General features: G+C 72.5%; 17 protein-coding genes. 13 read left to right on the top strand and 4 right to left on the bottom strand.

Annotated features, from left to right (window positions below):
* Nucleotides 1–402: 402 nt before the first annotated feature.
* Entirely contained in the window at nucleotides 403–891 is a 489-nt protein-coding gene (locus tag DP939_RS12340; RefSeq protein WP_113980813.1) for a glutathione peroxidase, read from the top strand.
* 39 nt (nucleotides 892–930) lie between these two features.
* Here DP939_RS12340 and DP939_RS12335 read toward each other — a convergent pair whose 3' ends face one another.
* Nucleotides 931–1,929: a LacI family DNA-binding transcriptional regulator gene (locus DP939_RS12335; RefSeq protein ID WP_113980812.1), complete on the bottom strand. Its 999-nt coding sequence runs from the start codon at nucleotides 1,927–1,929 to the stop codon at nucleotides 931–933.
* Between the two features lie 177 nt (nucleotides 1,930–2,106).
* Between DP939_RS12335 and DP939_RS12330 the strand changes: the two genes are divergently transcribed.
* The gene (locus DP939_RS12330; protein ID WP_113980811.1) at nucleotides 2,107–3,327 is read left to right on the top strand and encodes an ABC transporter ATP-binding protein; all 1,221 of its coding nucleotides are present in this window, start codon (nucleotides 2,107–2,109) and stop codon (nucleotides 3,325–3,327) included.
* 177 nt (nucleotides 3,328–3,504) lie between these two features.
* Here DP939_RS12330 and DP939_RS12325 read toward each other — a convergent pair whose 3' ends face one another.
* Nucleotides 3,505–4,254: an SDR family NAD(P)-dependent oxidoreductase gene (locus tag DP939_RS12325; RefSeq protein WP_113980810.1), complete on the bottom strand. Its 750-nt coding sequence runs from the start codon at nucleotides 4,252–4,254 to the stop codon at nucleotides 3,505–3,507.
* 221 nt (nucleotides 4,255–4,475) lie between these two features.
* On the opposite strand from DP939_RS12325, the gene DP939_RS12320 reads away from it, so the two are divergent.
* A complete protein-coding gene (locus tag DP939_RS12320; protein ID WP_113980809.1) occupies nucleotides 4,476–4,766 on the top strand; it encodes a hypothetical protein in 291 nt (96 codons plus the stop codon).
* Nucleotides 4,767–4,879: 113 nt separating this feature from the next.
* Here DP939_RS12320 and DP939_RS12315 read toward each other — a convergent pair whose 3' ends face one another.
* Nucleotides 4,880–5,737 carry a pentapeptide repeat-containing protein gene (locus tag DP939_RS12315; RefSeq protein ID WP_113980808.1) on the bottom strand — a complete coding sequence of 286 codons (858 nt, stop codon included), beginning with the start codon at nucleotides 5,735–5,737 and terminating at the stop codon, nucleotides 4,880–4,882.
* A 93-nt stretch (nucleotides 5,738–5,830) separates the two neighbouring features.
* On the bottom strand, nucleotides 5,831–8,155 hold the full coding sequence (locus DP939_RS12310) for a Tex family protein (protein WP_225878199.1): 2,325 nt from the start codon (nucleotides 8,153–8,155) through the stop codon (nucleotides 5,831–5,833).
* Nucleotides 8,156–8,427: 272 nt separating this feature from the next.
* On the opposite strand from DP939_RS12310, the gene DP939_RS12305 reads away from it, so the two are divergent.
* The 10 genes from DP939_RS12305 to DP939_RS12260 all read left to right on the top strand — a co-directional run bounded on the left by DP939_RS12305 (nucleotide 8,428) and on the right by DP939_RS12260 (nucleotide 21,370).
* Nucleotides 8,428–9,564 carry a helix-turn-helix domain-containing protein gene (locus DP939_RS12305; protein ID WP_113980806.1) on the top strand — a complete coding sequence of 379 codons (1,137 nt, stop codon included), beginning with the start codon at nucleotides 8,428–8,430 and terminating at the stop codon, nucleotides 9,562–9,564.
* A 10-nt stretch (nucleotides 9,565–9,574) separates the two neighbouring features.
* The gene (locus DP939_RS12300; RefSeq protein ID WP_147267965.1) at nucleotides 9,575–10,816 is read left to right on the top strand and encodes a hypothetical protein; all 1,242 of its coding nucleotides are present in this window, start codon (nucleotides 9,575–9,577) and stop codon (nucleotides 10,814–10,816) included.
* Nucleotides 10,817–10,853: 37 nt separating this feature from the next.
* Nucleotides 10,854–11,363: a GNAT family N-acetyltransferase gene (locus tag DP939_RS12295; protein WP_113980804.1), complete on the top strand. Its 510-nt coding sequence runs from the start codon at nucleotides 10,854–10,856 to the stop codon at nucleotides 11,361–11,363.
* A 91-nt stretch (nucleotides 11,364–11,454) separates the two neighbouring features.
* Nucleotides 11,455–12,945, top strand: coding sequence for an aldehyde dehydrogenase family protein (locus DP939_RS12290; protein WP_225878198.1), 1,491 nt, complete (start codon nucleotides 11,455–11,457; stop codon nucleotides 12,943–12,945).
* A 53-nt stretch (nucleotides 12,946–12,998) separates the two neighbouring features.
* Entirely contained in the window at nucleotides 12,999–13,580 is a 582-nt protein-coding gene (locus tag DP939_RS12285; RefSeq protein ID WP_113980802.1) for a TetR family transcriptional regulator, read from the top strand.
* 388 nt (nucleotides 13,581–13,968) lie between these two features.
* On the top strand, nucleotides 13,969–15,300 hold the full coding sequence (locus tag DP939_RS12280; RefSeq protein ID WP_113980801.1) for an SWIM zinc finger family protein: 1,332 nt from the start codon (nucleotides 13,969–13,971) through the stop codon (nucleotides 15,298–15,300).
* A gap of 5 nt (nucleotides 15,301–15,305) precedes the next feature.
* A complete protein-coding gene (locus tag DP939_RS46925; RefSeq protein ID WP_199565118.1) occupies nucleotides 15,306–16,946 on the top strand; it encodes a DUF5691 domain-containing protein in 1,641 nt (546 codons plus the stop codon).
* On the top strand, nucleotides 16,943–18,010 hold the full coding sequence (locus tag DP939_RS12270; protein ID WP_113980800.1) for an ATP-binding protein: 1,068 nt from the start codon (nucleotides 16,943–16,945) through the stop codon (nucleotides 18,008–18,010). The genes DP939_RS46925 and DP939_RS12270 overlap by 4 nt, the downstream gene beginning before the upstream one ends.
* A complete protein-coding gene (locus DP939_RS12265) occupies nucleotides 18,000–20,186 on the top strand; it encodes a DUF5682 family protein (RefSeq protein WP_113981137.1) in 2,187 nt (728 codons plus the stop codon). The genes DP939_RS12270 and DP939_RS12265 overlap by 11 nt, the downstream gene beginning before the upstream one ends.
* Nucleotides 20,183–21,370: a VWA domain-containing protein gene (locus DP939_RS12260; protein ID WP_113980799.1), complete on the top strand. Its 1,188-nt coding sequence runs from the start codon at nucleotides 20,183–20,185 to the stop codon at nucleotides 21,368–21,370. The genes DP939_RS12265 and DP939_RS12260 overlap by 4 nt, the downstream gene beginning before the upstream one ends.
* Nucleotide 21,371 lies beyond the last annotated feature (1 nt).

The following is a 21,371-nucleotide window of genomic DNA, read 5'->3' as shown; positions in this document are numbered from 1 at the left end:
CGGATTGAAATACGCGGCCCGCGCAGTAGGGCGTTTCCCGCGACACGTAAAGGACAGGAGTTTGCCGAGGAACCGCCGACGTCATGCGCGGCGGTTCTGCGCGTTTTACCGGACCGCGATTTCGATGGGCGGGGCATTGCCCGGCACGGGCAGGGGAGTGGGACGCGCGCCGCCGCGCCGGGACCGGGCACTGGTGAGGCGGGTCGCCGGTGGTACAGGGCCGCGTGCCACGCACGGCGGTACGCGTTCCCGGAAAGCCCGCCGACGATATTTGGAAAGATTAGAGTTAGAACCGCTTAATGGTTGATTCATTGGCCTTTGTGGGCGACGGCGAAGTTGATGGGGATTGGCGGGCATTATCAGTACCGCCGCGCGCCGCCGCGCCGTTGTAGGCTGGAGATCATGAACGTTCGTGACATCCCCGTCCGCACCCTGTCGGACGCCCCCACCACGCTCGCCGAGCTGGCGGGCGACAAGGCCGTGCTCGTCGTCAACGTCGCCTCCAAGTGCGGCCTCACCCCCCAGTACTCCGGCCTGGTCGAGCTCCAGCAGCGCTACGGCGAGCGCGGGTTCACCGTCGTCGGCGTGCCGTGCAACCAGTTCATGGGCCAGGAGCCGGGCAGCGCCGAGGAGATCCAGGAGTTCTGCTCGGCCACCTACGGGGTCGACTTTCCGCTGCTGGCCAAGTCCGAGGTGAACGGCGACGGCCGGCACCCCCTCTACACCGAGCTGACCGCCGTGCCCGACGCCGAGGGGCAGGCCGGCGACATCCAGTGGAACTTCGAGAAGTTCCTGCTCGACCGGGAGGGCAACGTGGTCGGCCGCTTCCGCCCGCGTACCGAGCCCGCGGACCCGGCGATCACCGAGGCCATCGAGAAGGCCGTCGGCTGAGGCCGCCGTGCCGTACGGCGCGGCCCCTCCCGCCCGGCCTCACCTGCGGGGGCCGCAGCTCCCGCGGATGATCAGCTCGGTGGGCAGCCGGACGCCGCGCGTCCGGCGGCCCGCCGTACGCAGGACCAGCTCGGCCGCGCGATAGCCGATGTCCTGCGCGGGCGAGGCGATCACGGTCAGCGGCGGCGCGCACAGCTCGGCCCACGGCACATCATCGAACATGATCAGCGACACGTCGCGCGGCACCCGTAGATCCAGCTCCCGCGCGGCGAGCACCGCCGCCTCGCCGAGCACGTTGCCGCCCGCGATGACCCCTGTCAGGTCGGGCCGGTGCTGGAACAGCCCGGACGCGGCGGCGTAGGCCGAGTCGCGCGTCCCCCGGCCGAAGACGATCAGCTCCTCGTCGATCGCGATCCCCAGCGCCGCCAGCGTGTCGCGGAACGCCGCCGCGCGCTGCGGCTGCCCGACGCCGCCGAGATAGGCGATCCGCCGGTGGCCCAGCCCCACCAGGTACTCCACCGCGTTGCGCACGCCCGCGCGCTCGTCCGCGAGGACCGCGGGCACCGCGCTCAGCGCGTTGTCGCGGCCGATGACCCGCCGGTCGGCGAAGACCACCGTCATCCCCGCCCGGATCGCCGGTCCCCAGGGCTCCGGATCGCCGGACGGCACCGCGATGACGCGTTCCACGCCCTGTTCGAGCAGGACGCCGATCAGCTCCGCCTCGCTCTCCGCGTCATCGCCCGTCGCGCCCAGGATGACCGGCTCGCCCGCGGCCCTGGCGCAGGCCAGCACGCCGTCGGCGACCCGGCCGTGGAAGGAGTCGGTGATGTCGGGGACCAGCAGGCCGATCCCTCCCGTGCGGCGCTGGCGCAGGTTGCGGCCGAGCGCGCTGGGCCGGTAGTCCAGCTCCGCCGCGGCGGCCAGCACCCGCTCCCTGGTCGGCTGGCTCGCCGATCCGCCGGACAGCACCCGGGAGACGGTGGCCACCCCGACGCCCGCCGCCTCCGCCACGTCCTTGATGGTCGTCCGCGCCTTCATGGAAACGATTCCATCATGTATTCCACTGCCGGGCCAGTCGCTTTGATAACGAAATGGCGGGTGACCTAGCGGGTCTTGACAGCGATGTCCGTTTCAGGTGAGATGCATGAAAACGTATCCACATCCGTGGTGACCCTACGGAAACCGGGCCGCACCCCGCGCGCGTGAAGGACTGTCATGGCATCCATCGTTCTGAGCAACGTCGACAAGATCTACGCCGGCGGCGTCAAGGCCGTGAACGGTCTCAATCTGGAGATCAGGGACGGCGAGTTCATGGTCCTCGTCGGCCCCTCCGGGTGCGGCAAGTCGACCGCGCTGCGGATGATCGCCGGTCTTGAGGACATCAGCGGGGGCGAGATCGCGATCGGCGAGAAGGTGGTCAACCACCTGCCCCCCAAGGACCGCGACATCGCGATGGTCTTCCAGAACTACGCGCTGTACCCGCACATGACGGTCGCCGAGAACCTCGCGTTCGGCCTCAAGCTCCGCAAGATGCCCAAGCCGGAGATCCAGAAGCGGGTCAACGAGGCCGCCAAGATGCTCGGCCTGGAGCAGTACCTCAAGCGCAAGCCGGCCGCGCTGTCCGGTGGTCAGCGCCAGCGTGTCGCGATGGGCCGGGCCATCGTCCGTGAGCCGCAGGCGTTCCTGATGGACGAGCCGCTGTCCAACCTCGACGCCAAGCTGCGCGTCTCGATGCGCGCCTCGCTCAACCAGATGCACGAGCGCCTGGGCGTCACCACCGTCTACGTCACCCACGACCAGGTCGAGGCCATGACCCTCGGCGACCGGGTCTGCGTGCTGCGCGACGGCATCCTGCAGCAGGTCGACACCCCGCAGAACCTCTTCGACAACCCGGTCAACCTGTTCGTGGCCGGGTTCATGGGCTCGCCGTCGATGAACTTCGTGACCGCCGAGCTGGTCCAGACGGACGGCGGCGCGGCCGTCGCGTTCGCCGGGTTCCGGCTGCCGGTGCCCGCCTCGACGTTCGCCGAGAAGCCCGGCCTGGACCAGTACCTCGGCCGCAAGGTCATCCTGGGCATCCGCCCCTCCGACTTCGAGGACGCCGCCGCCGCCAACGGGCACACCGGCGCCGGGTGGGCGCGGCTTCCGGTCCGCGCGGAGGTCACCGAGGAGCTGGGCAGCGAGATCAACGTCCTGTTCCTGATCGACGCCCCGCCGGTCGAGCACAAGGACACCGTGGCCGCCAAGGACGCCGACGAGGAAGGCGAGGCGATCCCGCTGGCGGGCGACAAGTCCCTGTGGACCGCCCGGGTCAACGCCCGCAGCCACGTACGCCCCGGCCAGCAGACCGAGCTGGTCGTGGACACCCACAACCTGCACTTCTTCGACCAGGGTTCGGGTCTGGCGATCGGCCACCCGGCCAACGTCGGACGCTGACCCACCAGGTCACCGGGCTGCCTGGCGGGGCCCGGTGACCGCCACCGGCCGTCGTCCGGGCGCAAAGCCCGGACGCCGGCCCGACAGACGCCCCTGGGCGCACGACCGAGAGGCCCTCGCTGTGACCCCCTCCCACGGTGAGGGCCTCTCGCATTCCTGGGAACGGCCCTTGGCGGGTCAGTGCTCGACGCGGGCGGCCAGACGGGCGGCCAGCGCGGGCGGGACCAGCCGGGCGCAGGCGGCGATCGCCTTGTAGCGCAGGGTCGGGATGCTGATCAGCTTGCCGAGGGCCAGGTCGCGCATCGCCGTACGCGCCACGCGGTCCGCGTCCAGCCATAGATGGTCCGGGATGCCGGAGGTGTCCATCCCGACCCGCTGATGGAACTCCGTGCGTACGAAACCAGGGCAGAGCGCCATGACCCGCACCCCCGAGGCGGCCAGTTCGGCCCCGGCCGACGCGCTGAAGGTCGCCACCCACGCCTTGGTCGCGCTGTAGGTGCCGTTCGGGAAGAACCCGGCCACCGACCCGACGTTGATCACGCCGCCCCGCCCGCGGGAGCGCATCCACGGCACGGCGGCGAGCGTCAGGCGCAGCACCGCCTCGCAGTGCACCCGCAGCATCCGGGCCTCCTCATCGGCGGAGACCTCGGTGAACGCGCCGGGGAGGGCGAAGCCCGCGTTGTTCACCAGCAGGTCGACCCCCTCGCGCAGCCGGTCCGCGACCCGGGCGAGGTCCTGTTCGCGGGCCAGGTCGGCGGGCAGCACGCCGACCGGTACGCCGTACCGGAGGGTGAGGGCGGCCGCGGTCTCCTCCAGCCGCGCGGCGTCGCGCGACACCAGGACCAGGGAGAACCCGTCCGCGGCCAGACGGCGGGCGAACGCGGCGCCGATGCCGGCGGTCGCGCCGGTGATCAGAGCGGTTGGCATGAGTGCAGCGTAACGGTCCGTACGTGTACGCGCTGGATCACCGACCAGGGGGATATAGCCAGAAAAAGGGCATAACTACCTCAATATCCTTTGAAGCGGAGGTATATCGCCCGATGGAAGGATCTCCCGGAGCCGAAGACCCCCGCACCCCGCGATCGGCCCCCCGGCTCTGGCCGTTCCGGCGTGGCCGGTCGCGGGCGTTATGGGTGGCATTGGGAAGCGTGACCGGGCTCGCGGTGCTCGCCGTACTGGAGACCTTCGTCATCGTGGGCGACCCGCCGGGCCCGGTGGTGGTGCTGCTGGCCGCCTTCGTGATCGCGGTGGCCGGGGCGACGCTGACCGTACAGGTCGTGCAGCGCGGGCGGGCCCGGCGCGCACACGCCGAGCGGGCCAGGACCCGCGCCGCCTCCCGTGCGTGGTTCCTCACGTCCGTGCTGGACCCCGAGGCGGCCAGGCGCGTCCTGCGGGATTCTCCTCCCGAAACGCGGAACGAAGCCTGCCGCCACTCCTGACAGAGTCAGGGGGCATGAAGACACCCTCGAACGGACCACGCCGGCACGGCGATGGCCGCCCCCGGCAGGCCGGGCGTCCGGCGCTCGACGCCGCGCGGAGTGGTAAGCGGGTGTCACCAGTGGGCGGGGCGGGTGAGCGCCGGGGGCAGCCGGGTCGCCTGATCGCCCTGGGCGGCGTCGAGCTGGGACTGGATGAGAAAGAGGCTCCCGGTGAGGTCGGCGCCGCCGAGGTTCGCGCCGCGCAGGTCGGCCCCGATCAGGTCGGCGGACCGGAGATCGGCCCCGCGCAGGTCGGCCCCGATCAGGAACGCGCCGCGCAGGCTCGCGCCCCGCAGGTCGGCGCGGCGCAGGTCCGCCCCGGCCAGGTCGGCGCCCCTGAACCGCTTGCCGCGCGCCCGGCCGCCGCCGCGCCGCTTCGCCAGGCCCGCGCGGGCCAGCTCACTGGCCTTGAGCAGCAGCGCGTTGACCTTCTCGCGATGCTCGCGGACGTCGAGCGCGGCCAGGGCGTCGGGGGTGCCGCCGGTCAGCCGCTCGGTCTCGGCGTACACGGCGGCGAGGTCGTCCCGCAGCCCGTGCGCGGCGGGGAACGTGAGCGCCTCGCCGATGTACCACAACAGCTCGTGCAGGTGCCGCATGGTGGCGAACGCGCCGAACATCGTCCCGGCCGTCTCAGGATGCGCCCGCCAGTCCCGGCCGCCGAAGGTGACCTGGGAGATCTTCTGGCCCGCGCCGAAGCAGTCGAACACCGTGCACCCGGTGAAGCCGCGCTCCCGCAAGGTGGCGTGGACGCCGCAGCGGAAGTCCTTCCGCAGGTTGGGGCAGGGCCGCCCGGCGGGCTTGTCGATCGCGAAGTCCGCCGACCTCGCGAACGCGGGCGCGACGCAGCACAGCCCGAAACACCGTCCGCAATCGGCCCGCAGCTCCGCCGGCGCTGCCGCGCGCGCGTGGATCTCATCGGGCGGCGTCGGCACGTCCGGCCCTCCTGTCGTCGTCGGTGACCCTGCGGAAACGCCGAAGTCTACCCGCCCGGCCCGGCCGCACGGACCGGGCCGGACGGGTGCGGGTCACCTGCCGCCGAGCTTCTTGTCGAGCCCGGCGCGGCGCAGGGCCTCGGCCATCGCGCCCGTGGCGGGCGGCTGCTCGCGGCGGCGGTCGCGGGGCTGGTCGCCGCGCCGGCCCCGGCCGCCCTGCCCGTTGCGCGGCGCGGACTGCCGGTCGCGCCGCCCCTCGGCGGGCGCGGCCTCGTCGTCCAGGCGCAGGGTGAGCGAGATCCGCTTGCGCGGGATGTCCACCTCCAAGACCTTCACCCGGACGATGTCACCCGGCTTCACCACGTCACGCGGGTCCTTGACGAAGGTCTTGGACATGGCCGAGACGTGCACCAGGCCGTCCTGGTGGACGCCCACGTCCACGAACGCGCCGAAGGCGGCGACGTTGGTGACCACGCCTTCGAGCAGCATGCCGGGCTTGAGGTCGGACAGCTTCTCGACCCCGTCGGCGAAGGTGGCCGTCTTGAACGCCGGGCGCGGGTCGCGGCCGGGCTTCTCCAGCTCCTTCAGGATGTCGGTGACGGTCGGCAGGCCGAAGGTGTCGTCCACGAAGGAACGCGGGTCCAGCGAGCGCAGCACCGAGCCGTTGCCGATCAGCGCCGGCAGCTCGCTCCCGGTGGCGGTCAGGATGCGCCGGACCACGGGGTAGGCCTCCGGGTGGACGCTGGAGGTGTCCAGCGGGTCATCGCCGCCGCGGATGCGCAGGAAGCCCGCGCACTGCTCGAACGCCTTGGGGCCGAGCCTCGGCACGTCCTTCAGCGCCGCCCGCGAACCGAACGGGCCGTGCGACTCGCGGTGCTGCACGATGTTCTCGGCCAGCCCGGAGCCGATCCCGGAGACTCGGGTGAGCAGCGGCGCGGAGGCGGTGTTGACGTCCACGCCGACCGCGTTCACGGCGTCCTCCACCACGGCGTCCAGCGACCGCGACAGCTTGGACTCCGACACGTCGTGCTGGTACTGGCCGACGCCGATGGACTTGGGGTCGATCTTCACCAGCTCGGCGAGCGGGTCCTGCAGGCGGCGCGCGATCGAGACGGCCCCGCGCAGCGAGACGTCCATCCCGGGCAGCTCCTGGGCCGCGTACGCCGAGGCGGAGTAGACCGACGCGCCCGCCTCCGAGACGACGATCTTCGTGAGCCCCTGGACCAGCTTGACCAGCTCGCCCGCCAGCTTGTCGGTCTCCCTGGAGGCGGTGCCGTTGCCGATCGCGATCAGCTCGACGCCGTGCTTGTTCACCAGCGCCCCGAGCGTGGCCAGCGCCTCGTCCCAGCGCTGCTGCGGCTGGTGCGGGTAGATCGTGGCGGTCTCGACGACCTTGCCGGTGGCGTCCACCACGGCGACCTTGACGCCGGTGCGGAAGCCCGGGTCCAGGCCCATCGTCGTACGCGAACCGGCCGGCGCGGCGAGCAGCAGGTCGCGCAGGTTGGCGGCGAACACCCGGACCGCCTCCTCCTCGGCCGCCTGCCACAGCCGCATCCGCAGGTCGATGCCGAGATGCACCAAGATGCGGGTGCGCCAGGCCCAGCGCACGGTCTCGGTCAGCCAGCGGTCGGCGGGACGGCCGTGGTCGGCGATGCCCACATGGTCGGCGATCCGCTCCTCATAGCCGCCCTCGTCGTCCTCCTGCGGGTCCATGTTGAGGGTCAGGATCTCTTCCTTCTCCCCGCGGAACATGGCCAGGATGCGGTGCGAGGGCAGCTTGGCGAACGGCTCGTCGAACCCGAAGTAGTCGGAGAACTTGGCGCCGTCCTCCTCCTTGCCCTCGCGTACGGCCGAGACCAGCCTGCCGCGCGACCACATACGCTCGCGCAGGGTGCCGATGAGGTCGGCGTCCTCCCCGAAACGCTCGACCAGGATCGCCCGCGCGCCCTCCAGCGCCGCCGCCGCGTCCGCGACCTCCTCGGTCACGAACCCGGCCGCGGTCTCGGCGGGGTCGAGGGTGGGGTCGCCGAGCAGCTTGTCGGCCAGCGGCTCCAGACCGGCCTCCTTGGCGATCTGCGCCTTGGTCCGCCGCTTGGGCTTGTAGGGCAGGTAGATGTCCTCCAGGCGGGCCTTGGAGTCGGCGGCCATGATCTGGGCTTCCAGCGCCTCGTCCAGCTTGCCCTGGGAGCGGATCGACTCCAGGATCACCGCGCGCCGCTCCTCCAGCTCGCGCAGGTAACGCAGCCGCTCCTCCAGCGTGCGCAGCTGGGTGTCGTCGAGCGCGCCGGTCGCCTCCTTGCGGTAGCGGGCGATGAACGGCACGGTCGCCCCGCCGTCGAGCAGCTCGACTGCCGCCTGAACCTGCCGCTCGCGTACGCCGAGCTCCTCGGCGATCCGCTGATCGATAGACGTGGTCACGTCCTCCGCCTTCCCCCTTGGGTCCGGGGACGATTGTGCCGCCATCCGGCCGTACTTGTCGCGCGGCCCCGGCGCGGCGGTAGCGGCGGGTGCGGTCGCGAGCCCTTTCAGTGGACTTCAGTTAAGTCGCCTCTGACCGTGTATTCATTTTGTTCCCCGGAATGTTTTGCGGCCTATCGGCCCTCCCGGGTATGCCATGATGTGGGTTGCGCTTCACAATTACAGTGAAGTTCACCAAGATAGTTGAACTTCGGCTGAAGGAGGCGGGCAGAGTGCCGGCAGAAGACGCGGGGGTCGCTCTCGCGCGCCGTCTTCGCTCGCTGCGCGAGGACGAGTGGCCGCAGGCCAGGATCACGCAGTTGCAGCTCGCCCGGGCGCTGGGCGGCGACCGGCCGCTGAGCGTGCCGCTCATCTCCTCCTGGGAGTCCCTGTCCAAGCCGAAGATCCCGCCGCTCAGCCGCCTTGAGGCGTACGCTACGTTCTTCGCGACCAGCCGCTCGATCGAGGGCGGCCGGCCGCGCATGCCCGACCCGGCCGCGCTGACCCCCGAGGAACGCGCCCGGCGCGGCGAGCTGTACCGCGAGCTTTCTGCCCTGCGGGCCGCCGCCCTGCGCAGGCTCAACGAGCCCGCCCGGCCCGCCCCTGGCGGCATCAGCGGCCTCGGCGGCCTGTGCGACACGGCGGGCGCCCCGGGCGAGGGGCCGTGGCTGTTCGAGGAGGGCGAGGCGGTCACGCTCGTGTGCGCCCAACTGCCCCCCGACATGCTGGCGCGCATGCCGTACGCCGACCGCGACGACCCCGACTTCATCGAGCTGTACACCTACGCCGACCTCGACGCGCTGTTCGAGCTGCACGGGCACGTACGCGCGCTCAACCCCGGCAGCCAGGTGAACCTCCGCGTGGCGCAGCGGCTGCATCCCGACGACTACACCACCCACCTGGTACTCCTGGGCGGTGTGGACTGGAACCTGGCCACCCAGAACGCGCTCAACCGGCTGCGGCTGCCGGTCGAGCAGGTGGCCGACTGGAACGATCCCGCCGGGCCGTCCTTCGTGGTGACCGACGGCGCGGAACGGCGTGCCTTCCACCCGGTCCTGGACCGCTCGGGCGATGCCAAGCGCCTGGTGGAGGACGTGGGCCACTTCTTCCGCGGGCGCAACCCCTACAACAGGAAACGGACCATCAGCATCTGCAACGGCATGTACGGCCGGGGCGTGCTCGGCGTGGTGCGCGCGCTCACCGACGCCCGCTTCCGCGACCGCAACGCCGAGCACATCGCCGAGCGGTTCGGTGGGGCGGAGTCGTACAGCATCGTGACCCGCGTGACCATCGAGGGCGGCGTCGTGCTCACCCCCGACTGGACCATCCCCGACAACCTGTTGCATGAGTGGACGGGCTGCACCGAATGAGCTGCGCTGAATGAGCCGTCCGCCACCGCCGTCCGGGAGGCCGGGGTCGGGTGGCAGCCCTTTCCACCACGGCTCGCACCGGCATCTCCTGGCCGCGGGGCGGACATCGGCGCCGCTCGGACGCGTCGACGCGCTGGTCGTGCCCACCGCGCGGCGGTCGGCGGCGCTACGGCACGTGGCGGGGCTGGCCCGCGCGCTCGCGGTGCCGCTGGTGGCGCTGTGCAGCCGATGGGCGAACGCGGAGGCGGCGGCCAGGGCCGCGGACGCGGCGGGGGCCGCGCTGCTCGCCATCGACGTACCGGAGGCGCGGAGCATGGCACTGCCCGCGCTGGCGACCACGGACCTGCTCGCCGACACAAAGTTCGAGCGCAGGACGGACGTCAGCGCGAAACGCAATCTCGGCCTGCTCATCGCCCGCATGGTGGGCTGGCGGCGGATCGTCTTCCTCGATGACGACATAACCGTCGCCGACCGCGGTGACCTGCTGCGCGCGGCGCGGCTTCTGGACGTGTACGACGGTGTCGGCCTGTCCATCGGCGGATTCCCCGACAATTCGGTGGTCTGTCACGCGCACCGGCGGACGGGCGGATATCAGGAGACGTTCATCGGGGGAGGGGCGCTGGCGGTCGATCCGGTGCGCACGACGTCGTTCTTCCCCGACATCTACAACGACGACTGGTTCTACCTGCTCGACGACAAACGGCTGCGGCGGGTCGCCGTCACCGGCAGGGCCTTCCAGGCGCCCTACGACCCGTTCGCCCACCCCGACCGCGCCCGGGCAGAGGAACTGGGCGACGTGCTCGCCGAGGGCGTCTACTCGCTGCTCGATGTGGGTGGCACGGTACGCCAGGCCGACCGGGCCTTCTGGGTGGGCTTCCTGGGCAGGCGGCGGCGTTTCATCGACGACGTGACCCGCAGGGTGGAGCGGTGTCCCGACACGCCTGAGCGGCACCGGATGACCCTGTCGCTGAAGGCGGCGTACGGGCGGCTCCAGTTCATCACGCCCGACCTGTGCGCCGACTACCTGCACGCCTGGCTGGCCGACCGGACCCGCTGGCGGCGCTTCGCACGCCGGCTCCCGACGCCGGTACGCCTGGAGCAGGCCCTCACGCTGGCGGGGCTGGAGTCGCGGGAGATCGTGGTCCGCCGGATGGGGGCAGGAGGCCACGGTTACCACAAATTATACCAATCTAGTAGCTATCTGGGCGTAAGGGATGAATGGACGACGAGTGGATCTCTCGGGCATTCTTAAGAAATGAGGCAGCCGGCGACCGAGGACGGAGTGCTTCGTGCCCCACCCGCGTATACGGCCCGCCATCTACACTGATTTAACCCCGCTGATTCGCTATTTCGGGCAGGCCGATTTCTTCTTCGAACGGTTCCACCGCCAGCGTCGCGGCCGAGGCGTGCTGCTCATCGCCGTACGCGGAGGTGATGTCGTCGGGAACGTCTACCTGTGGTGGGAGCCGGCCGAGGAGCCCGAACTGCGCGAGTGGCTCCCCGGCGTCCCGGTGATCACCCACCTGGAGGTACGCGCCGACCAACGCAACCAGGGCGTCGGCACCGCCCTCCTCGCCGAGGCCGAACGCGTCCTCGCCCAACGCGGCCACCGCCACGTCGCCCTCGGCGTCTCCCTCACCAACCCCGACGCCCGCCGCCTCTACGCCCGCCTGAACTACGTGGAATGGGCCCACCCCCCGGTCCGGATGCCGGGCGAGATATTCCAGGTCCTCGTCAAGCCCCTCGCCCGCCCCTGCCCGACCGGCCGCCCCGGCCCGAGATCCGGCCGGGGCGGGTAACAAACTAGTTTGTTTGACTTGCGTCCAGGGAGGAGGCTACGGTCTCAAGTGAAACAGACCAGTTTGTTTATTTCTGCCACGGAGGCATCCCGTGCCCGCACCGCTCATGCTCGCCCCAGCCGACCGCCCCTCACCGGACTTCCTGAAGGGCGGCCCCAAGAAGCTGCTGATCGGCGGCGAGTGGATCTCCGCCCGCTCCGGCGAGACCATCGAGACGATCGACCCGACGACCGAGCAGGCGCTGACCCGTGTCGCCGTGGCCGGTCCTGAGGATGTCGAGGCGGCCGTGGCCGCTGCCCGCCGTGCGTTCGAGGACCCGTCGTGGTCGGCCATCACTCCTTACCGGCGCAGCCGGATACTTCTGCAGATCGCCGATGTGATCGAGGACAACGCCGAGGAACTCGCCACTCTGGAGTCCCTCGACATGGGCGCGCCACTCTCCCTGAGCCGCTGGTTCGTCTCGCACTCGGTGGAGGTCGTCCGCCACTACGCGGGCTGGCCCACCAAGATCTACGGTCAGACCGCCCCTTCGGGGCCGGGGCAGTTCCACTACACCGTGCGTCAGGCACTGGGGGTGGTCGCCGGTATCACCGGCTGGAACGGCCCGCTGCTCCAGGCCGTCTGGAAGCTCGGCCCGGCACTGGCCACCGGCAACACCCTCATTCTCAAGCCCGCCCCGCAGTCCCCGCTGACCGCCCTGCGGCTGGGAGAGCTCCTGCAGGCCACCGACCTGCCCCCCGGTGTCGTCAACGTCATCACGGGCGACGGCCCCACCGCAGGCGAGGCGATCATCACCCACCCCGGTGTCGACAAGGTCTCCTTCACCGGATCCACCGCGGTCGGCAAGCACGTCCTTCAAGCCTCCACCGGCACCCTGAAGCGCGTCACCCTGGAACTCGGCGGCAAGTCCCCGAACATCGTCTTCGCCGACGCCGACCTCAAGGCGGCCGCCGCGGGTGCCGCGCTCGGCTTCCTGGCCGGCACCGGGCAGGGCTGCGTGGCGGGCACCCGGATCTTCGTCGAGGAATCGGTACGCGAGGAGTTCGGCCGCCTGCTCGCCGGCGAACTGGACTCCTACACCATGGGCGATCCCTTCCACCCTGGCACCCGCATGGGCCCGCTCGCCTCCCGGGAGCACTACAACCGCGTCACCTCCTACTTCGGCATCGCCCGTGAGGAGGGAGCACGCCTGCGCCACGGCGGTGAACTGACCGGAGACCCGGGCCTGTTCGTCCCGCCGACCGTCATCGACAACGTCACCAACGACATGCGCATCGCTCAGGAGGAGATCTTCGGCCCGGTCGCCGCGCTGATGTCCTTCACCGACGAGGCCGAGGTCTTGCGACTGGCCAACGACTCCGACTATGGCCTCGCCTCCGCCGTGTGGACCACGGACCTCGCCCGCGCCCACCGGGTCGCCGCGCGCCTCCAGGCCGGCACCGTATGGATCAACACCTACGGGCAGATGACCGCCGGCACCGTCCCCTTCGGCGGCTTCAAGCAGTCCGGCATCGGCCGCGAGCACGGCACCGACGTCCTGGACGCGTTCACCGAGACCAAGACCGTCATGGTCCAGCTCTGATCACACGCGCGCCGTGAAACGAACCGGTTTGTTTTTCGTATAGAGTCGCGAAAATGGGACAGATCACTCGCGCGGGCCAGGCGTCACGGCGCCGCCTGCTCGATGCGGCCACGGCCGAGTTCGCCGCCTTCGGCATCGCCGGCGCGAGGATCGACCGCATCTCCGCCAACGCCCAGGTCAACAAGGCGCAGATCTACAAGTACCACCGCAGCAAGGACGAGCTCTTCGACGCCGTCTTCGCCGAGCACCTCGACATGATCGTCGAGACGGTCCCCACCACCGGCGACGACCTGGCCGGCTATGCCGTACGCCTCTATGACGCCTATCTCGTCCATCCTGAACTCGTCCGGCTCGCCGCCTGGTCCCGTCTGGAACGCACCCCGACCGGCGACCTGCTCGGGTTCATGCCAGGGCACGACGCCGGCAAGCTCCAGGCGATCGCCGACGCGCAGGCCGCGGGCATGGTCGACGCGTCCATCGCCCCGGCCGAGGTGCTCGCCATCGTCACCGCCATGTCGCTGACCTGGTCACCGGCCAGCGCCATGTACGCCGCGAGCAAGGACGACCCCCCGGCCGACCACGACCGGCGCCGCAGGGCGCTCGCCCGGGCCGTCGAACACGCCTTCGCGCCCTGACCTGCGGGGCTGACCGGGGGCACCGGCAGCCCTGCACCGCCCAGCCGCCTCCCCGTGTTACGCCCCGGCCGCCGCCGTACCCCGAGCGGCGATGTCCGCCGCCCACCGGGCGGGCCCGGCCGTCCCGCCGGCGCGCCGCCGAACCCTCCGTAGGCTCTCTGGAGCGCTACGCCCGCCCTGTCGCGGTCGCCACTGACATGCATCCATGGCCGCGGGTGAGATCCGCCCGCGCACTTCACGCGGCCCGTGCCCGCCCGGTCCGCCCCCGCAGCGGAGGCGGGCCGCATGCCGGGGTGGATCGGCGACCTTGGCCGGTCGTTGTGGCAGGTGGGGGCGGGGGTGTTCGGGCGGGGCGATTCTGTCGGTGAGGACCGCTAATCTGCGCAGCGTGATCGATCGGTGGAGCCGTGATCAAGTGCTGGAGCTCGCCCCCGACGCCCCCTCGCGCAAGGCCGCACAAGGCGTGGCCGCGCCCGGGAAGTGGCCGGCGTCCGGGGTGGCGTCCGAGGTGGTGTGGGGCGAGTGCAAGGGGAGCGGCGCGACCCCGTACCGCGCCTGCGTCGACCTGTCCGAGCCCGCCTTCAAGTGCAGTTGCCCCAGCAGGAAGTTCCCCTGCAAGCACGCGGTCGGCCTGCTGCTGCTGTGGTCGGCCGGTGGTGTGCCGGAGGCGGCGGGCCTGCCGCCGTGGGCGGCGGAGTGGATGGCCCAGCGCCAAGACCGCGCCGACCGGCGGGCCGCCGCCGTCGCGGCCAAGCCGACGGCCGAGGCGAGCGATGCGGAGGACCATGCGCGCGGGCGCGAGCAGGCCGACGCGCGGGCGGCGCAGCGCGAGCGGCGGGTCACCGCAGGTCTGTCGGAGCTGGAGCGATGGCTGACCGACCAGATCCGGCAGGGCATGGCGGGCACCCGCACCTCCGGCTTCGGCCACTGGGACGACCTGGCCAAGCGCCTTGTGGACGCCCAGGCCCCCGGGGTCGCGAGCGCGGTCGGACGACTGGGGCCGGTCCTTTCCGGCGACGACTGGCCGGGGCGCCTGCTGGAGGAGTACGCGCTGCTGCACCTGCTGGCCGTGGCGCACCGGCGTGAGCAGGGCGGCGACCTCGGGCAGACGGTCAGGTCCCGGGTGGGTTTCCCGGTCTCGCGCGAGGAGGTGCTGGCCGGGCCCGCGGTCCGCGACGAATGGCATGTTCTCGGCAGGCGCGACACCGAACAGGACCGGCTGATCGCCCGCCGGGTCTGGCTGCGCGGGCGCGCCACCGGGCGTTCGGCCCTGGTGCTGTCGTTCGCGCCGATCGGGCAGCCGCTGGACGCCTCGCTGCTCACCGGCAGTGCGGTCGATGCCGACCTGGCCTTCTACCCCGGGTCCGGGCCGCTGCGCGCCCAGGTCGCCGAGCGCCACTCGATGCGCAACGGGGGTGAGCCGCCCGGGGTCTCGATCTCGGCGGCGCTGTCGGAGGTGGCCGGGGCGCTGGCCGCCGACCCATGGCTGGACTCCTGGCCGGTGGTCCTGGCCGGGGTGGTCCCGCTGCGCGGCGGTGAGCGCTGGCTGCTCGGCCACCCTGGGCAGGCGGAGGGCTGGTCACTGGCCGCCCAGAGACCGCCGTGGCGGCTCATCGCGGCCTCCGGCGGTCACCCGCTCACGGTCGCCGCGGAGTGGACGCCGCGCGGGCTGGTCCCGCTTTCGACCCATGACGAGGAAGGCCAGGTGATCGTGCTGTGAGCGGGGTGCGTGAGCAATCGGGAGCGGAGTGGCCGGAGATCGTCTCGGCGGCCCTGGTCGGTACCGACCGCAGGCCGCCGTCCGACCCGGCGGGCGGCGGGGATCCCGCCGTGGAGCTGCTCGAACGCGCGGCGGTGGAGACCGTGCGCAGGCGGGCGGGTCAGCGGCCCGGCACGGGCGAGCCGCTGCCGCCCGCACCGGCCGAAGACCGCCCGGCGGTTCCCAGGGCCGCCGCCGACCGGCTGGCGCGCATTCTCGGCGGCGAGCATGCCCGGCTGCTGCCGGAGTGGCTGGCCGAGGCGGCCCGGCGGGGCCTGCGCGTCCCCCCGCACCTGCTGCCCGAACTCCTCGACCACGCCGCCAAGGACCGCTCGATCCGCCCCCACGTGACCGCCCTCGCCGGCCGCCGCGGCCGCTGGCTGGCCACCATCCACGACCACCCCTGGCCCTTCCTCGACAAAGAACCCACCACCCCACCACCGGCCCCCGCTGATCGCGAGGTGCCGGGTTCCGGTACGCCGGGGCGGGCCGACCACGTCGGGCCCGGTGCGGTGGTGGTGCCCGGTTCCGCTGAACCCGGGGGTCCTGGGCGGGACGGTCTTGTCGGGCCGAGTATGCCGGGGGAGGCGGGTTCTGGTCGGCGTCCTGGTGATTCCGATGGGGGCGGGGACTCCGGCGATGCCGGAACGGATGGAGCCATCGGGGCTGGGGAGGCCGAGGTCTGGCGGTTGGGGACTCAGGGGGATCGGGTCGCGTATCTGGCGGGGTTGAGGATGGTCGATCCCGAGGGTGCGTTGAGGCTGCTCGCGCGGGGGTGGGAGCGGGAGGGGCCCGATGATCGGGCCGTGTTGCTCGGGGTGCTCGAAGACGGGCTGTCCGCGGGTGATGAGCCGTTCCTGGAGGCCGCGCTGGACGACCGGCGTCGTGAGGTACGACAGGCCGCGGCCGATCTGCTGACCCGGCTGCCCGGTTCCCGGCTCGGGGAGCGGATGGCCGAGCGCGGCCGGCGGTGTCTGCGTCCGTCGGGCGGCCGGATCGCGGTCGTGCCGCCGGAGAGCTGCGACGCGGGCATGGCCCGTGACGGCGTACGGGCGGCTCCGCCGCGCGGCACCGGCGAGCGGAGCTGGTGGCTCCAGCAGGTGGTGGCGCGGACCCCGCTTCGGGTGTGGGCCGAGGTGTTCGGCGTCCCGCCCGACATCCTCGTCGGAATGAAGATCGTCGACTGGGGACGCGAGGTGCGGGCGGGCTGGGTGCGCGCCGCCGTGCTGCAGCGCGACCCCGCCTGGGCGCGGGCACTGTTCGCCGTCGATCCGCTGGCCGAACTGCTCGCCGTGCTCCGTCCCGCCGAGCAGGAGGCGCTGGCCGCCGACTTCGTCGCCCGGCACCCCGTGGACGGACAGTTGATCATGGTGCTGGGCGGCGCGGCGGCCCCCTGGGGTCCCGCCCTGACCCGCGCCGTGCTGCACAAGATCCTCGACGTGGCCGGCACCCAGCCATGGAACCTCGGCGAGCTGATCAGGCTCGCCGGTGAGCGGGCCGACCCCGCGCAGCACCAGGCGGCGGCCGGGTTGTCACCCGAGCCACCAGTCCAGGAGGTCGCCGCCGTCCTCCGCTACCGAAGCGACATGTTGAAGGAGTTGTCGTGACCGACGTCCTGCGTCCGCACGCCGAAGACCTCTATGCCGAGGAGCTGGCCGTGCTCGCGAAGTCAGACGACCGGCCACGGCCGCCCGGCTGGCGGCTGTCCCCGTGGGCCGTGACGACGTACATCCTGGGCGACGGCGACCAGATCACCCCCAAGTACATCGGTCCCCGCCGCGTGGTCGAGGTGGCCGTGGCCACGCTCGCCACCGACCGGGCGCTGCTGCTGCTCGGCGTGCCCGGCACCGCCAAGACCTGGCTGTCGGAGCACCTGGCCGCCGCGGTCAGCGGTGACTCCACCCTGCTGGTGCAGGGCACCGCGGGCACCGCCGAGGAGGCCGTCCGCTACGGCTGGAACTACGCCCGCCTGCTCGCCGAAGGCCCCTCCCGGGAGGCGCTGACGCCGAGCCCGGTGATGCGGGCCATGACCGACGGCGGCATCGTGCGGGTGGAGGAGCTGACCCGCATGCCGTCCGACGTCCAGGACGCGCTGATCACCGTGCTGTCGGAGAAGACCCTGCCGATCCCGGAGCTGAACGAGGAGGTCCAGGCGCGGCGCGGGTTCAACGTGATCGCCACCGCCAACGACCGCGACCGGGGCGTGAACGAGCTGTCCAGCGCGCTGCGCAGGCGCTTCAACACCGTGGTGCTGCCGGTGCCCGCGACCGCCGAGGAGGAGATCGACATCGTCTCGCGCCGGGTGGAACAACTCGGCCGGTCGCTCGCGCTGCCGGAGATCCCGGCCGGGCTGGAGGAGATCCGCCGGGTGGTGACCGTGTTCCGCGAACTGCGCTCGGGCGTCACCGAAGACGGCCGCACCAAGGTCAAGTCGCCCAGCGGCACGCTGTCCACCGCCGAGGCCATCTCGGTGCTGACCAGCGGTGTCGCGCTGGCCGCCCACTTCGGCGACGGCGTGCTGCGGGCCGCCGACGTCGCGGGCGGCATCCGGGGCGCGGTGGTCCAGGACCCGGTCTCGGACCAGGTGGTGTGGCGCGAGTACCTGGAGACCGTCGTGCGCGAGCGCGACGGCTGGAGCGACTTCTACCGTGCGTGCCGCGATGCCGGCTGAACCCGCCCTGCTGGGGGTCCGCCACCACGGCCCTGGGTCGGCCCGCGCGGTCCGTGCGGAGCTGGCCCGGCTGCGGCCCGACATCGTGCTGATCGAGGGGCCGCCGGAGGCCGATCCGCTGGTCGCGCTGGCGGGCGACCCCGCGATGGAGCCGCCGGTGGCGCTGCTCGCGCACGTTCCCGGCGAGCCGGCCAAGTCCGCCTTCTGGCCCTTCGCCCGGTTCTCCCCTGAGTGGCAGGCGATCCGGCACGCGCTCGGCGCCGGTGTGCCCGTCCGCTTCTGCGACCTGCCCGCCTCCGCGATGTTCGCCACCACCGTCACGGAAGACGACGACACCGCACTGGCCGATCCGATCGGCTCGCTGGCCTCCGCCGCCGGATACGACGACCCCGAGCGCTGGTGGGAGGACGTGGTCGAGCACCGCGCCGGGGCGACGCCGTTCGAGGTGATCGCCGAGGCGATGGCGGCCGTGCGCGACGGGCACGTACCCGGCCCGCGCGAGGCGCTGCGCGAGGCCCACATGCGGCGGGCCGTCCGCCGCGCCCGTAAGGACGGCTTCGAGCGGATCGCGGTGGTCTGCGGAGCCTGGCACGTTCCCGCGCTGGCCGCGCCCATCACCGCGAAGGCCGACGACGCGACGCTGCGCGGGCTGCCCAAGGCCAAGGTCGAGATCACCTGGGTGCCGTGGACGTACGGCAGGCTCAGCGCCCACAGCGGCTACGGCGCGGGCGTCACGTCCCCCGGCTGGTACGACCACCTGTTCGCGGCCCCGGACCGCCCGGTCGAACGCTGGCTGACCGGCGCGGCCGGCGTGCTGCGCGAGGAGGGCCTGGCCGTCTCCTCCGCGCACGTCATCGAGTCGGTACGGCTGGCCGAAGGGCTCGCCGCGCTGCGCGGGCGTCCGCTGGCGGGCCTCGGTGAGGTCACCGAGGCGGCCAGGGCCGTGCTCTGCGAGGGCGACGACCTGCCGGTCGAGTTGATCCAGCGGCACATGGTCGTCGGCGAACGCCTCGGCGCGGTCCCCGACGACACCCCGATGGTCCCGCTGCAACGGCACCTGCGCGAGGAGCAGCGCAGGCTCAAGCTCAAGCCCGAGGCGCTGGACCGCGACCTCGATCTCGACCTGCGCAAGCCGCTCGACCTCGGGCGCAGCGTGCTGCTGCACCGGCTGCGGCTGCTCGGCGTCCCCTGGGGCACCGCCCGCGAGTCGCGTGGCAAGGGCACCTTCCGCGAGTCGTGGACCCTCGTGTGGCGGCCGGAGTTCGACGTCGAGCTGATCGAGGCGAGCGCGTGGGGCACGACCGTGGGGGCCGCCGCCGCGGCCAAGGCCCGCGACCTCATGACCAGGGACGGGGTGACGCTGGCCGACCTCACCGAGACCCTGGAGGCGTGCCTGCTGGCCGATCTCGGCGAGGCCCTGCCGTACGCCCTCGACGCGCTCACCCAGCGGGCGGCCCTCGACCCCGACGTGACCCACCTGATGGCGGCGGTGCCCGCGACGGCCCGCGCGCTGCGCTACGGCGACGTGCGCGGCACCCCGGCCGAGGGCCTGGGCAAGGTGGTCGCCTCGATGCTGGCCCGCATCCGCGCCGGGCTCTCCCCGGCGCTGACCGGCCTGGACGACGACGCCGCCAAGGAGATGATCGGCCACCTGGACTCCGTGCACGCGGCCACGGCCCTGCTGCCGGAGTCCGAGCGGGCCGCCTGGCTGGCCGCCCTGCACGGCGTCGCCGGGCGCGCCGACCTGCACGGACGGATCGACGGCAGGCTGACCCGGATGCTGCTGGACGCGGGTTCCTTCGACGGGGCGGAGACCGCCCGGCGGATGGGGCTCGCCACCTCGGCGGGCCACCCGCCCGCGCGGGTCGCCTCCTGGGTGGAGGGCTTCCTGGCGGGTGGCGGGCTGCTGCTGGTCCACGACGCGCAGTTGCTCGGGCTGGTGGACCGCTGGCTGAGCGGCCTTTCCGGCACGGCGTTCGTCGATGTGCTGCCGCTGCTGCGCCGCACGTTCGCGAGCTTCGACGCGCCCGAGCGGCGGGCCATCGGCGAGCGGGTGCGCAACTCTGGCCGGTCCGGGGCAGGCGGCGGCCGGGGCGAGGCCACGGTGGAGATCGATGAGGAGCGGGCGGCCGGAGCCGTCGCGACGGTACTGACGATCTTGGGGAGGTCCGGATGAACGACGTGACCGGCACGGCCGATGAGCGGCTGCGGCGCTGGCGGCTGGTTCTCGGCGGCGACGCCGACGGCACCGGCTGCGCGCTCGGCGGCGCCGACGCGAAGATGGACGGCGCCCTGGCCGCCCTGTACGGCAGGCCCGGCGAGGGAGGCCGGACGGGCTCCTCCCGTTCGGCGGGCCTGGGCGCCTCCGCGCCCACCGTGGCCCGCTGGCTCGGCGACATCAGGGGCTACTTCCCCAGCACGGTCGTCCAGGTCATGCAACAGGACGCCATCGAGCGGCTGAACCTCACCGCCCTGCTGCTGGAGCCGGAGATGCTGGAGGCCGTCGAGCCCGACGTCCACCTGGTCGGCACGCTGCTGTCGCTCAACCGGGTGATGCCCGACGAGGCCAGGGAGTCGGCCAGGGCGGTGGTCCGCAAGGTCGTGGAAGACCTCGAACGCAGGCTGGCCCAGCGCACCCGCACCGCGATCACCGGCGCGCTGGACCGCTCGGCCCGCACCCACCGGCCGCGCCGCCCCGCCGACATCGACTGGGACCGCACCATCCGGGCCAACCTCAAGCACTACCTGCCCGAGCGGCGGACCGTCGTGCCCTCCCGGCTGGTCGGCTACGCCCGCAGGCAGCAGGCGGTGAAACGCGAGGTGGTGCTGTGCGTCGACCAGAGCGGGTCGATGGCCGCCTCGGTGGTCTACTCGGGCGTGTTCGGCGCGGTGCTCGCCTCGATGCGCTCCCTTTCGACCTCACTGGTCGTCTTCGACACCGCCGTGGTCGATCTCACCGACCGCCTCGCCGACCCGGTCGAGCTGCTGTTCGGCACCCAGCTCGGCGGCGGCACCGACATCAACCGGGCCATCGCCTACTGCCAGGGCCTGGTCACCCGTCCGGCCGACACCACGTTCGTGCTGATCAGCGACCTTTACGAGGGCGGGGTCCGGCAGGAGATGCTGCGCCGGGTGGCGGCGATGCTGGCGGCGGGGATCCAGGTGATCGTCCTGCTCGCGCTGTCGGACGAGGGAGCGCCGTCCTACGACCACGACAACGCCGCCGCCCTGGCCGCGATGGGCGTGCCCGCCTTCGCCTGCACCCCCGACGCCTTCCCGTCCCTGATGGCGGCGGCGGTGCAGCGGCGCGACATCCGGGCATGGGCCGAGCGCCACCTTCCGGCCGGGGCCGTGGGGTGAC

Source organism: Spongiactinospora rosea (genome assembly GCF_003315795.1).
GTDB classification, from domain to species: Bacteria; Actinomycetota; Actinomycetes; order Streptosporangiales; family Streptosporangiaceae; genus Spongiactinospora; species Spongiactinospora rosea.
This window is presented reverse-complemented; position numbering and strand designations above follow the sequence as displayed.